The 13,696-nt window shown below is 63.3% G+C and carries 11 protein-coding genes and 1 pseudogene; 2 read left to right on the forward strand and 10 right to left on the reverse strand.

Going from position 1 to position 13,696, the window contains the following annotated elements; genetic code table 11:
- Positions 1-3 precede the first annotated feature (3 nt).
- From FFS23_RS09625 to FFS23_RS09645, 5 genes are all read right to left on the reverse strand, one after another.
- Entirely contained in the window at positions 4-3,237 is a 3,234-nt protein-coding gene (locus FFS23_RS09625) for an efflux RND transporter permease subunit (protein WP_137898437.1), read from the reverse strand.
- 3 nt (positions 3,238-3,240) lie between these two features.
- The gene (locus FFS23_RS09630) at positions 3,241-4,410 is read right to left on the reverse strand and encodes an efflux RND transporter periplasmic adaptor subunit (protein ID WP_137898438.1); all 1,170 of its coding nucleotides are present in this window, start codon (positions 4,408-4,410) and stop codon (positions 3,241-3,243) included.
- Positions 4,407-5,681: a TolC family protein gene (locus FFS23_RS09635; RefSeq protein WP_137898439.1), complete on the reverse strand. Its 1,275-nt coding sequence runs from the start codon at positions 5,679-5,681 to the stop codon at positions 4,407-4,409. Before FFS23_RS09635 ends, FFS23_RS09630 begins: the two co-directional genes overlap by 4 nt.
- 65 nt (positions 5,682-5,746) lie before the next feature.
- Positions 5,747-6,082: a hypothetical protein gene (locus tag FFS23_RS09640; RefSeq protein WP_137898440.1), complete on the reverse strand. Its 336-nt coding sequence runs from the start codon at positions 6,080-6,082 to the stop codon at positions 5,747-5,749.
- Positions 6,083-6,101: 19 nt separating this feature from the next.
- Positions 6,102-6,764, reverse strand: a complete 663-nt coding sequence (locus tag FFS23_RS09645) for a cation efflux transmembrane domain-containing protein (RefSeq protein ID WP_137898441.1) — start codon at positions 6,762-6,764, stop codon at positions 6,102-6,104.
- 68 nt (positions 6,765-6,832) lie between these two features.
- Between FFS23_RS09645 and FFS23_RS09650 the strand changes: the two genes are divergently transcribed.
- Positions 6,833-7,237 (forward strand): MerR family transcriptional regulator, encoded by a 405-nt coding sequence (locus tag FFS23_RS09650; RefSeq protein WP_249340609.1) that lies wholly within the window; start codon positions 6,833-6,835, stop codon positions 7,235-7,237.
- A 242-nt stretch (positions 7,238-7,479) separates the two neighbouring features.
- On the opposite strand, the gene FFS23_RS09655 is transcribed toward FFS23_RS09650, so the two are convergent.
- Entirely contained in the window at positions 7,480-7,746 is a 267-nt protein-coding gene (locus tag FFS23_RS09655) for a hypothetical protein (protein ID WP_037529330.1), read from the reverse strand.
- A gap of 20 nt (positions 7,747-7,766) precedes the next feature.
- Positions 7,767-8,330 carry a recombinase family protein gene (locus FFS23_RS09660; RefSeq protein ID WP_137898443.1) on the reverse strand — a complete coding sequence of 188 codons (564 nt, stop codon included), beginning with the start codon at positions 8,328-8,330 and terminating at the stop codon, positions 7,767-7,769.
- Between the two features lie 138 nt (positions 8,331-8,468).
- On the opposite strand from FFS23_RS09660, the pseudogene FFS23_RS09665 reads away from it, so the two are divergent.
- Positions 8,469-11,426: pseudogene (locus FFS23_RS09665) on the forward strand (Tn3 family transposase).
- A gap of 201 nt (positions 11,427-11,627) precedes the next feature.
- Here the strand turns inward: FFS23_RS09665 and FFS23_RS09670 are convergent.
- The 3 genes from FFS23_RS09670 to FFS23_RS09680 all read right to left on the reverse strand — a co-directional run.
- The gene (locus FFS23_RS09670) at positions 11,628-12,110 is read right to left on the reverse strand and encodes a c-type cytochrome (RefSeq protein WP_037529331.1); all 483 of its coding nucleotides are present in this window, start codon (positions 12,108-12,110) and stop codon (positions 11,628-11,630) included.
- A 12-nt stretch (positions 12,111-12,122) separates the two neighbouring features.
- Entirely contained in the window at positions 12,123-13,358 is a 1,236-nt protein-coding gene (locus FFS23_RS09675) for a molybdopterin-dependent oxidoreductase (protein WP_055982114.1), read from the reverse strand.
- An 89-nt stretch (positions 13,359-13,447) separates the two neighbouring features.
- On the reverse strand, positions 13,448-13,696 hold a 249-nt coding region (locus FFS23_RS09680; protein ID WP_502702121.1), incomplete at its 5' end, for an SLAC1 family transporter.

Consider the following 13,696-nt stretch of genomic DNA (forward strand, 5'->3'; position numbering starts at 1 on the left):
AGCTTAAACCCTCACGCTGTCATGAGCCAAAGGCGGCAGTTCGATGTGTCCCCCTGAAGGAGCTGGCAGCTCGCGCCGTCCGAAACGAGCGTAGAGCGTCGGCAGCACAAACAAGGTGAGCAAGGTTGCGGATATCAGGCCACCAATAACGACGGTCGCCAGCGGCTTTTGCACCTCGGCTCCAGCACCATGACCAAGTGCCATCGGCACGAAGCCAAGCGACGCAACGAGCGCCGTCATCGCAACCGGCCGGAGCCGCGCCAGAGCGCCTTGATGCGCCGCTACCGCACGATCCATGCCTTGCCGCATCAGATCATGGATGGACGACACCATGACCAGTCCGTTGAGAACCGCGACCCCTGATAGCGCGATGAAGCCGACTGCCGCTGAGATCGAAAACGGCATGCCTCTTAGCACCAGAGCAAGGATGCCTCCGACCAGCGCCAGCGGAACGCCGGTAAACACGATCAACGCATCCCTGACGGAGCCAAGCGCACCGTAGAGGAGGAACATGATGACCACGAAGCAGATCGGCACCACAACGCTGAGCCGATCGCGGGCAGATGCCAGGTTCTCGAACTGACCGCCCCATTCGAGGTACGTTCCGGGCGGCAACTTCACCTGAGCGTCGATGGCTGACCGGGCATCAGCCACGACACCGGCCACGTCCCGATCGCGCACGTTGGCCTGCACCACGACACGGCGCTTGCCGTTCTCGCGGCTGATCTGATTGGGACCATCGACCACGGCGATATCCGCTACAGTCGATAGCGGTACGAAGCCGCCACTGCCGGTCGGCACCGGCACCTGGGCAACCGCCGTCAGATCGGATCGTGAGCTTTCCGCCATCCGGATCACGACGGGGAAGCGACGATCGCCTTCAAAGATCACGCCAGCCTGTCGGCCGCCAATGGCTGCGGCAACCGTGTCCTGCACGTCACCCGCCGTCACCCCGACGCGGGACATGGCAGTGCGGTTCGGCCGGATATCGAGCATCGGCAAGCCTTCGGTTTGCTCAACCCGCACGTCTGCTGCACCTCGCGTCTTTCGAAGGATGCCGGCTATCCGATCTGCGGTCGCGTTCATCTCGCCAAAGTCGTCGCCGAATACCTTGATCGCGATATCGCCGCGCACGCCTGCAATCAGCTCGTTGAACCGCATCTGGATCGGCTGGGTGATCTCATAGGCGTTGCCCGGCAGGGTGGAGAGGCGTTTTTCCAGCCGCTCCACCAGCTCTTCCTTAGACAAACCGAGGTCGGGCCACTCCTTCTTCGGCTTCAGGATGACGAACGTGTCAGTCGCGTTAGGCGGCATTGGGTCCGATGCGATTTCAGACGTGCCGGTGCGCGAGAAGGCGAAACGGACCTCAGGGGCCTTGGCGAGTGCCTTTTCCACCTGGAATTGCATTGCCTGACTCTGATCGACCGATGTGCCGGGGATGCGGACCGCCTGCACGAGAATGTTGCCCTCATCGAGCTGCGGCAAGAACTCCTGCCCCAATGTCGTGAAAGCAGCCCCGGCGAGTGCCAGCGCACCGATCGCGACGCCGATAGTGAGGGTGGGTCGGCGCATTGCCGCATCGAGTCCCGGCTCATAGCGCTGCCGTAGGAACGTGACGACGCGGCTTTCCTTTTCCTCAACCCGTTTGCTGAGCCAGATCGCAATCGCTGCCGGTATGAAGGTCAGCGACAGGATGAAGGCGAACACTAGAGCGATGATGACTGTCAGCGCCATCGGCTCGAACATCTTGCCTTCGACACCCGTGAAGGTGAGCAACGGCGCATAGACAAGGATGATGATAGCCTGCCCGTACACCGATGGCCGGATCATCTCGCGCGCCGATGCCGCGACAATCCCGAGACGTTGCTCGATCGTCAGCACGTCATCGCGACCATGCTGCGCCTCGCCCAAACGCCGTAATGCGTTCTCCACGATGATGACCGCGCCATCCACGATCAGACCAAAGTCGAGCGCGCCAAGGCTCATCAGATTGGCCGAAACACCCGCCTTCAACATGCCGATGCTGGTCAACAGCATCGTGATCGGAATGACGCAGGCCGCGATCAACGCCGCACGGAAATTGCCAAGCAGCGCAAACAGAACGACGATCACCAGCACCGCACCCTCGGCAAGGTTGCGGGCAACCGTGGCAATCGTGGAGTTCACCAGCTCGGTCCGGTTCATAACCGGCTTCACGACAACATCGACCGGTAACGAGCGGCCGATCTGCGTCAGCCGTTCGGCAACGCCCGTCGACACCGTGCGGCTATTCTCCCCGATCCGCATGACTGCGGTCCCGACGACAACCTCATGACCGTTTTCCGACGCCGATCCCATGCGTAGCGCCTGCCCGGTGCGAACGGTCGCGATCTGGTTGAGCAGTATTGGAACGCTCTCGCGGGTGGCAACGACGGTACGGGCCAGCTCGTCGGCGTTGCGGACACGCCCATCCGATCGAACCGCCAACCCTTCGCCGTTGCGGTTGACCACGCCAGCGCCCGCGCTGGTATTGCTGCGCTGTAGGGCGGTGGTGAGATCCTGCAGCGTTAGCCGCATTGCCGCCATGCGCTGTATGTCCGGAATAACGCGATATTCCTTGGTGTAGCCACCAAGGGAGTCGACGCCAGCAAGCCCGGCCGTGCTTTTGAGCTGCGGCGTGACGATCCAATCCTGCACGGTGCGCAGATATGTCGCCTTGTCGGCGTCGCTGACGAGGTGATCCCCCTCGGGGGTGATATAGCTGGCATCGCGTTGCAGGCCAGGTTCCCCGTTGCGATGATGGACCTGATCCAGCTCGCGGTATTCGACGGTCCACATGAAGATATCGCCAAGGCCCGTGGCGATCGGCCCCATCTCGGGGTTCACACCTTCGGGAAGGTCTTCCTCTGCGGTTCGCAGGCGTTCCGCGACCTGCGCCCGCGCAAAGTAGATATCAGTCTTTTCACCGAAAACCGCTGTGATCTGGGCAAAGCCATTGCGGCTTAGCGAGCGGGTATATTCAAGACCGGGAATGCCCGCGAGCGCGGTTTCGACCGTGAACGCAACCTGCTTCTCGATCTGATCGGGGGACAGGGCGGGAGCAACGACGTTGATCTGCACCTGGTTGTTGGTGATGTCGGGTACGGCGTCGATCGGAAGCTGACGCAGCGCGCCAATCCCGAGCAATGCAGCCGCGATAGTGAGAAGCAGGACGAGCCAGCGCTTCTCGACGGAGAGGGTGACGATGCGACCGATCATGGCTCAGTCCTCATCCCCGCCCGCACCCTTGCCGAGTTCGGCTTTGAGCGTGAAGCTGTTGGTGGAAGCGATGCGCTCTGAGCCGGTAAGGCCTGCCGTTACGGTGACTTGCCCGCCATTGGTGCGGCCAAGCGTCACCGGAATTGCCCGGAAACCTGTCGCGGTGCGGACGAACACAAACGACTTGTCCTCGATCATCTGCACTGCGGCCGATGGTACAGCAACGGTACGGTCCCCGGTCGAAGGAACGAGGATCGATACGTTGACCGTCTCACCAACGCGCCATGTGCTGCCGGCGTTGTCGAGAGTGGCAATCACGGGCACCAATCGGGTCGTCTCGTCCAGAATGGGGGACACGAACGTAACACGCCCCTCCTGACGCCGCCCCGGTGCCGTTACTTCGACACGCACGCCGGGTTTCACCCGGCCGGCATCGGTGGGGACGAGTGATGTGGTGACAGTGACCTTTGACAGATTGGCGACGCGGAACAGCTCTGCATCGGCCGCGACGGCTTGCCCGAGGGTGGCCGATCGCGCGATCACTTGGCCGGCGATCGGCGAACGAACCGCGATGCGGTTAAGCGCACCGCCTCCGCTGCCCGTCGCTGACAACTGCTGCTGCGCGAGGCGAAGGGCAATGCTGGCCTCCGTCGCTGCCGTCCGCGCTGCGACCAGATCCTGCTCTGGCGAAACGCGTTCGGCGAACAGGCGCTGTTCGCGGCGAAGGTTCGATTGGGCGAGTGCGGAACGCGCCCGCGCGGCCTCTACCTCCGCTTTCAGTGATGCCGCTTCCCGGCTTTCGATGATAGCCAGCGGGTCTCCCCGGCTGACTGACTGCCCGAGATTGCGGGTGAGGGAAACGAGCCGACCGCCTACGGAGGTGGACACAACCTGCACACCCTGAGGATCGCCCTCGATCGTTGCCGATAGCTCGATCGCTCCGGCCACGCCGCCTACTGTAGGTCGCGTAACCTCTATCCCGGCATCCGCGATCTGCTGCGCGGACAGGGTGACTATATCCTTTGGACCCTCCTTGGCTTCGCCGGCCTCGGCACCTTCGGTCTTCTCGGCTCCGGCCTTCTCACCGGCCTCGCTGTTGCCACCCCCGCCGCACCCGGCAAGGAGGATAGCCAGGGTCACAGGCGCGAGCGCCCGTATGATGATCTTCGTCATTGATTGGTTTCCTCGGGCGAGGGCGCTGCGGCAACGAGCCGTTCGAGGCGTGCCTTGGCGTCGTGATAGGTGGCGAGCGCATCGATCGCGGCGGTTCGTGTTTCGGACAGAGTGCGTTCGGCATCGAGCAAATCGAGCTGACCGAACTTGCCCTCCCGGTAGCCGATCCGGGCAATCCGAGCGGCTTCACTTGCCGATGCCAGTGCCGGCCCGCTGGCGTTACGAGCGGTCGTCGCGGCATTCGCGACGTTCGCCTGTGCGCTTGCGATATCCTGCGCGGTATCCAGCTCGGCGACGCGACGTAGCGCCTGCGCCTGATCGGTCTGCGCTCGCGCCTGCGCCACTGCCGCCTTGCCGTTGTTGAACAGCGGAAACGGGATCGACACCCCGAACACCGCTGCCACGTCGTTCGTAGCCTCAAGCCGGCGTGCGCTGGCGCTGAGTGTCACGTCGGGAATGCGTTGCGACCTGGCAAGCCGCACCTGTGCCTCTGCCGTTGTCACGTCTGCGCGGGTCGCTGCCAATGCCAACGTCCCTGCGGTCTCGCTCGGCCGTGCCGGACCAAAGCCCTCGACGCGATTGAACCACGCCAAGTCCAACGGTCCCGTGAGGGGTTGGCTGATCCGTCGGGCAAGATTACTTCGCGCGACCTCGGCAAGCCGCTCTGCGCGCTCCAAAGCCGTGTCCGCGTTGATCCGCAATACATCGGCGCGCTGCTGTTCGAGCGGTGATGCTCGCCCTGCTTGAACGCGGACGCCGGCAGCGCGCGATGCTTCGCGGGCGATACCGGCCTGCTCGCGCGCGGTCACCAGTCGGCGTTCCGCTGCGGTCGCCTCGATGTAGAGCTGCGTGATGGCAAGCCGTAGATCGGCCGCGGCCAACGCCGTGCCTATCCTCGCTCGATTACCAATCGCATCTGCGACAGCGATCCGTGCCGATCGTTTACCACCCAACTCGATCGGTAGTGCCAATCCTGCCGTTGTCTCGGCACTGCGAAGGCCGCGATATTGACCGCTACCGGCAATGTTCTCGGTCTCGGCGACGATCGACGGGTTAGGGCGGTAGCCGGCAACCGTGCGGCCTGCCTCTGCTGCCCGGACGCCTGCTGTGGCAGCCTCAAGGCTGGGGGCGGTCGCTCCGGCAAGTGAAAGCGCCTGATCAAGGGTGAGCGGGGGACTGGTCGATGTGGGATCGGCTGACTGCGCCTGTGCGATCGACGCGCACGACGCGCACGACGCCACGGCCAATAAGGCCGCAATAAAACGGTGCATGGGTAATGGACTCCTGACGAACCTTGGGTGTCCGCACGGGCTTTCCCGGCGGAATTAGGCGTTGGTCAGGCTTGGGGAGGACGTAGGGCTGGGTCCGACGCTACCGGGGCCTTTGGCGCATTGCGCCACACCGATGCAGTCATACGAACGCTGCTGGCTGGTCCGGTTGAATCGGACGCGATCGGCACGCCGACATGATGGCCGTGGCAACCGCCATGATGGTGAGGATACGCCTTGTCGGTGTCTGCCGGCACTTGGTCGGCATCGCCGTCGCAATGATCGAAGGAGCTGACCGCTGTGGTATCAACGCACGTCACGCCTTCGGTCGCATGCGCGACTGATCCAAGCCCGAGCATAAGCACGAGCATGAAACTGAGGAACATGGCGGAAAGGCGGTGCATCGGCCCGCGCCTTAGCAGCTTACCGACTGCCATGTAACGACTGCTGGTAAGTAGCGGGGGCGGGTGAGGGCTCGCTAAGCATTTCGGCGCGCGCCTGCCGCATGATCTGAAAACCGCCCGATATTCCCAACACCGCCATCAAGGCGGCGACGGCAAGATCAGGCCACGCACTGTTGAGGCCGAACACGCCGCCTGCGGCCAGTACGACGGCGATGTTGCCGATCGCGTCATTGCGCGAGCAAATCCATACCGACCTCATGTTCGCATCACCGCTTCGGAAGCGGTACAGCATGACCGCGACCACAAGGTTCGCGATCAGCGCCGCGATGCCGACTACGCCCATAATTTCGGCATGGGGCGTTGCGTCGTGGAGCGCACCCCATCCCGCTGCGAACAGGACATAGACGCCTAGCAAAGCAAGCGTCGCCCCCTTCAACATCGCAGCGCGTGCGCGCCAGGCTATCGCCATCCCGGCAACGCCAAGACTGATTGCGTAGTTCGCAGTATCCCCGAAAAAGTCGAGCGCGTCGGCTTGTAGCGCCTTCGATCCACCCGTGATGCCGGCTGCAATTTCGATAACGAACATGCCGCCATTGATGGCGAGCGCGATCCATAGCGCGCGCCGCCACTTGGGGTCGTTGAGAGTACCCGACTTGTCGGACGTGCAGCTTGTGCAGGCCATGTTCGCCACCTCGAAGAATCGATCTGACAGCCTATATGCACCCTCTAGTCGCTAGAGGGTCAAGCGCCGTGTCTGAGAAACTGACGATCGGAAAACTGGCCGGTGCGACCGGTACGAAGGTCGAAACGATCCGCTACTATGAGCAGATTGGCTTGCTGCCGGCACCTGCGCGATCGGCGAGTAACTATCGGACCTATGAGGGCGCGCATCTGCGCCGCCTGTCCTTCATTCGGCGTGCGCGGGATCTTGGCTTCTCGATCGACCAGGTACGCGAGTTGATGGGGCTTGCCGATCGTCGCGATCAGTCCTGCATCGCTGTCGATGTCGTTGCCAACCAACACCGCGACGCGATCAGGCGCAAAATCGCAGACCTCACCGCGCTTGCTGGTGAACTCGACGCGCTGATAGATTCCTGTAGCCGCAACACCGTCGCCGACTGCCGGATCATCGAAGCACTTGCTCCTTCCGCGTAGCGCCTAGCGACTGACCAACTCTCAAAAACGATGCTATTTCGGGAATTGGCTTCGAATGCGTCCAGCGCCCGGTGCATCAGATTTACGCATCATCAGAGCGCACGAATTTACGGGGTATGCCGCTCGATGCGAAACCCGTGAACTTTGCATCATGGTGCCCGTCACTGGCGCTTAAAGGGGTCACTGCACGAAAGTGAAGTTTACGTACGCTAGGATCGAACGAACGGCGAACGCGGACGGTCCTAACGTCTGAAGGGAATGACGACAGCCTGATCGAGGAAGACGCGCATGCCTTCTTCTTTAACGGTCTGGCGGAAGGCGGCATGAGCCGCATCGTCGGTCGCGAAGAGGTCATCCCACACCGTGGACGTTCCATTCTCATTTTCCACTTCGAGCGACCAACCCGGCTCATTCTCGAGCCTTATGATATTTACACTCACGGTGATGCCCTGCTCTGTAACGACGCCGGATAGGCTCGAAGTGACGATGTTGGGGTCGCGTTCGTGCATCACTCTTTCCTCATGCTTTGCTACGGTTTGGCAGCGGCGCCTTCGAGCGCCTTGTAGAGCGCTGTTTTACCGACTTTGAGCCGCGTGGCCGCCTCCCGGACCGTCAGGCCTGCCGCGATATGATCGCGCGCCTTGCGCAATTTGTCAGGCGTGATGACCGGACGCCGACCGCCAAGGCTCCCCCGTTCCCGCGCAGCCTTCAAGCCGGCGTTGGTGCGCTCGCGGATCAGGTCGCGCTCGAACTGGGCGAGCGAGCCGAAGATGTTGAACACGAGCATCCCGCCCGACGTGGTGGTGTCGATCTGCTCGGTGAGCGATCGGAAACCAACGCCACGCGCGGCCAGTTCGCCGACCTTTTCGATCAGGTGGCTCATTGAGCGACCGAGGCGGTCCAGCTTCCATACAACTAGCGTGTCACCGCCACGTAGATAGGCCAGGGCCTCGGCAAGCCCCGGCCTATCAGTTTTAGCGCCGGACGCATGGTCGTCGAAGATGCGCTCGCATCCGGCCGCGTTGAGCGCGTCGTGCTGTAGCGCCAGCTTCTGGTCGCCGGTCGATACCCGCGCATAGCCGATCAGCGCCACGGTCGGTTCCGATCTGTCCGTTTTCCCATCGATTTGCATTCTTGTCCGAATCGCCATCGCGGGTCCAGAGTTGACGGACATATTCATGCTGGCCGCCAGAGGACCGTCTGACGGACAGTGCGGGAAAGGTCGTGACGCATGGCAAGACGGCAGTTGCTGACACGCGAAGCGCTCGGCTCACATTACGATCCTCCAACCGACGAACGGGAGATCGCCCGTCACTTTACCCTCAGCCGTGAGGATCTCGATCTTGTCAGCGAACGACGTGGAGCGCCAAGCCGCCTCGGGTTCGCGCTGCTGCTGCTTTACATGCGTTGGCCGGGCCGCGTGCTGGAAGCCGGTGAGAAACCGCCGAGTGCCATCCTCGCCTTTGTCGGCGATCAGGTCGACGCGCCGGCAAAGGCGTTCGACGATTACGCCCGTCGCGATGAAACCCGCCGCGGGCATCTCGCCGATCTCATGCAGCGGTTCGGCTATACCGCTTTCGACCGTAACCACTTTCGCGAGATCGTGGCGTTCGCGATGCCGGTCGCGCAGACCGTCGCGCAGCCTCTCTTGCTTGCCGGCACCGTGATCGACGAGTTGCGTCGGCGACGGGTACTACTGCCGCCCCCGGCTGTCATCGAGGCAATCGTCAGGCACGCGCGCCAGCAGGCCGAACAACTCACCCATGAAATCCTGACCAGCGGCATTGAGCCTGACAAGCTCACGATGCTCGATGCCTTGCTGACCCGGCGGTCGGATCAGGGAACGACATGGCTGGCCTGGCTGCGCAATGCGCCGCAATCACCGGCACCGCGCAACATCCTGCGGCTGCTGGAACGGCTCGATCATGTCCGCAACCTCGGCCTCGACCTTGCGCGCGCCGCCATGATCCCATCAGCGACATTCGACCGGCTTGCCGACGAGGCGGTACGGATCACGCCGCAGCACCTCGGCGAACTGACCCCGCTACGCCGCCATGCGACACTGGCGGCCGCAACAATCCGCCTTGAGGAAAGCCTCACCGACGCGACGCTCACCATGTTCGATAAGCTTCTCGGCAGCATGGTACGCCGGGCGGAAAACCGAACGCGCGACAAGGCAATCAGGACGGTGCGCGAGATGCAGGGGCATCTGCGCACCCTGACCAACAGTTGCCGCGTGCTCATCGACGCACACGCCAAGGGTATCGACTCCCTCGCGCGTCTCGGCCCGTTCGACTGGGAACGGTTCGGCTCCGCCGTCGATCAGGCGGAAGTCCTGGTCCGCCCCGAGACGATCGACCGCACGGCCGAACTTATTGAGCGGCATCGCACGGTGAAGTTGTTCGCCGGGCAGTTCCTGCGGGCGTTCGAGTTTCGCGGTGCCGGGCCGGTGCAGGGAATTCTCGACGCGCTCGCCATCATCGCTGATCTCTACCATACTGGAAAACGACGCCTGCCTGACAAGGTGCCGCTGCGCTTCGTGCCGGCGGGCTGGCGTCCATTCGTAATCCGTAACGGTGTCGTTGATCGCGCGGCCTATGAACTCTGCGCACTGTCTCAGCTTCGCGATCGGCTGCGGGCCGGCGATATCTGGGTGGCAGGCAGCCGACAGTTTCGGGATTTCGACAGCTATCTCATTCCGCCCGCTACCTTCGCAGCGTTGCGCGAGAAGGGGCCACTTCCGCTCGCGATCGCGACCGGGTTCGTATCTCATATCGAGGATCGCCGTGAACGCCTGAACCGCGCGATCGAACGGGTAACGGTGCTGGCCCGGCAGGGCGAACTGCCGCAGGTCCGGCTCGACGAAAACGGGCTGATGATCTCCCCTTTGAAGGCGATCACACCGCCCGCCGCAGAGGTCGCCCGCCGCACCGCCTATGACCGTCTCCCCCGCGTGAAAATCACGGATATCCTGCTCGATGTGGATACGTGGACCGGCTTCGGCGACTGTTTTACCCACCGGCGATCAGGCCGTCCGGCCGACGACCGTAATGCGTTGCTGACCGTGATCCTTGCCGATGGCATCAATCTCGGCCTGACCCGCATGGCGGACAGTTGCCGTGGTGCCAGTCTGCGCCAACTCGCGCATCTGCATGACTGGCACATCAGCTAAGCCGCCTATGGCGAGGCGCTCGGACGACTGATCGAGGCGCATCGCGCGATGCCGCTTGCCGGATTATGGGGCAGCGGCATCAGCTCGTCGAGCGACGGACAGCAATTCCATGCCGGCGGGCGGGGCGCTGCGATCAGCGATATCAACGCGCGCAACGGCAACGAACCCGGTGTGTCGTTCTACACTCATATCTCGGACCAGTATGACCCGTTCGGCTCGCGCGTGATCGCCGCGACCGCGGGCGAGGCTCCCTATGTCCTCGACGGTTTGCTGTATCACCAGACCGGGTTGTCGATCGAAGAGCATTATACCGATACGGGCGGCGCGTCCGACCATGTGTTCGGGCTGATGCCGTTCTTCGGCTACCGCTTCGCGCCACGCTTGCGTGATATCAAGGAGCGCCGCCTGCACCTCCTGCCCGGGCAGGAAGCGGGGCCGTTGCTTGCCGGCATGGTTGGCGATCCGATCGCGCACGACCACTTAGCCGCGCATTGGGACGAACTGCTGCGGCTCGCCACCTCGATCCGAACCGGAACCGTCACCGCGTCGGCTATGCTGCGCAAGCTGTCCGCCTATCCGCGCCAGAACGGTCTGGCATTAGCGCTGCGCGAGCTCGGACGGCTCGAACGCTCGATCTTCATGCTCGACTGGTTGCAGGACATTGATCTGCGCAGGCGCACCCAGGCGGGGCTGAACAAGGGGGAGGCGCGCAACGCGCTTGCCCGCGCATTGTTCTTCAACCAGCTCGGCGAGCTGCGCGACCGCCAGTTCGAAAATCAGTCTTACCGCGCCTCCGGCCTCAACTTGCTGGTCGCCGCGATCATCCTGTGGAACACACGCTATCTCGAACGGTCACTGGCCGACATGGGAGCGCCGGACGATATTGCCCGCCATATCGCACCGCTGGGCTGGGAGCATATCGCGCTCACCGGCGACTATAGCTGGGAGCGGGACGATAGGCCGGCACCGGATCAGCTCAGGCCGCTACGCATCTCGCCCTCGCTCTTGGCAGCTTAGCCCTTTGTATGACCTGATACGCCCAAGTCGGTGATAGCGAGTAAATTGACCGTTCTCGAAAGCGGACATTTCGAACCACGGTTCTGACACTTCGCGCCGCGCAAGAATACGTGGGCCTGCGGCAGCTTCACAACCGTCCGGTTATGACACCAGCGACTTTCCCGATTGAGATGGTATTTTGGGATTATGGAAGTGGCTCGGTTAGCCGGTTCCACCTGAAACATCGGGAGCCACCTTGGGGTCGGGGTCCTGCGCCTTGCCGGTTGCGGGTGCCGCCTTCTGATGCGGCATGGCGGTGAGATAGGCGACGATTGCGTCGACGTCCTTCTCGGCCACCGGCGCCTTATACACCTCGCGCATCTTGGTGACGGTCGCCTTCCACTGAGCCGCCGATAGCGCAGGCTGGGTCAGCGCCATACTGGCCGAGTGGCATGAGGTGCAGTTGGCGTTGATGACGTCGGCGTGCGGACCATCGGGATAGCTCGCGTCGTCGACCGGCAGGTCGACGCTGGTCGAGGTAAGCGAGAAGCCGCGGGCCGACACGCTGACGGGGGGCGCCGGCTCGGACGTCTCGGAGATCGGGGCAGACGCCTTGCGGCTGCTCGGCGCACCTATCGAGATGAGGATGATACCGGTCAGGCCGATCAGGCCAGCGGCCATGATGCCGGGAGACGGGGTCTTCATGCTACTCGCTCCTCAGGCCGCAATGATGGTGGTGGTTTCGATGTTGCCGCGCATGAACCCGCCGGGGTTCCAGATCGGCTTCATCGGCTGGGCGACACCGTTGGCGTTCCAGCAGCGCACCATGATGGGGTTGGGACCGCGCCTAAGCGGCACGCGACCATCCCAGCGCCGGAAGCTATACTTGCCCTCGTCCGCTCCGAGCGTCGTCCTGTACCAAGTGCGGCCACCATCGGATGAGACATCGACCTTGGCGACGCCGCAGTCGCCGCCCATCGCGATCCCGCCAACCGGGATGGACGCTTCATAGGCGATCGCCTGGCCATCCGGCAGGCTGGTCATCCAGCTGCGCGGGATCATGCGATTGATCGGCACGGTCGGGAAGTCCTTGGCACCGGGCGCGACATTCGCGCCGGGTGTAGCCGGTATCTTGTAGGCCTTGGCCATCCAATACTGGTCGTCAGGGCCGGGCAGTACCTCGATCGCGTTCAGCATCTTGACCCAGTAGGTCGAATACCAGCCCGGGACGATCAGCCGGCAGGGAAAGCCGTTGAGGAGCGGCAGCTGCTCGCCGTTCATGCCGAAGGCGATCATCACTTCGCCGTCGCGGGCATGGTCGATGTCGAGCGCCTTCTCGAAGTCAGGGGCGCCCGTCACAACCGGCTGATCGAGCGCGCCGAAGCGCACCTGTACCGCGCCTGCCTTGACCCCCGCGAGGTCCAGCACGTCGCGCAGGCGCACGCCGAGCCATTTGGCATTGCCCATCGCGCCGTTGCCCCATTGCGCGCCGGCGACACGCGGCTGGAACAACCCACGGCTGTTGCCCGAGCACTGATTGACCGCTGCCATCTCGACGCGCGGCAGGCGCAGCAGTTGGGCAAGGCTGATCGACAGCGGTCTGTTGACGTGGCCGAAGACCTTGAGGCGAAAGCTCTCGACGTCGATCGAGGTCGGGATGTCGGCCCAGTGCCAGCGGACGAAGAACTGGTCGTTGGGCGTGAACACCGACTTGTCGAACACGTCCATCGGCGTCTCCAACAGCGGAGGATGGATGCGTTGGAGGATCATGCTGCCCTTGCCAGGAAAGGCGCTGGTCATCGGCCGCTCGGCATTGCCGCCAGGCAGCTTCAGGTCGACGAGCTGCTGCGCCAGCGCAGGTGCTGCGGCAAGGCCGGCGGTGCCGAGCGCCGTACGCCTGAGAAAGCGGCGACGGCTGGTTTCACTCGCCAGCGCGGCGTCAAAATTGTCCATGACAAGGCTCTCCTGTGGCCAGCTACGCTGGCGGATCGAAGGGGCGTTCTGCAAGTGATCGGACCGACTGATCCGATCATCAGGGTGGATCAGTTCGGGGTAGCGATGCAGGGCGAGACGAACAGGTTGCCGCGCCATGCTCCGGCGAGCGTCTTGGCACCGACCAGCAGCCACATCGCCGCGAGCGCGATCGTCAGCACCGTGCCGACGATACCGAAGAAGCCGAGGTTCAGCGTCGTACCGAGGCGGAAGGTGGCGACGGTGTAGACGCCGAGCGGGAAGGTATAGCCCCACCAGCCAAGGTTGAATGGGACGCCGGCGCGCCAGTAGCGGATGGT

Source organism: Sphingomonas sp. 2SG, from assembly GCF_005503285.1.
GTDB lineage: Bacteria > Pseudomonadota > Alphaproteobacteria > Sphingomonadales > Sphingomonadaceae > Sphingomonas > Sphingomonas taxi.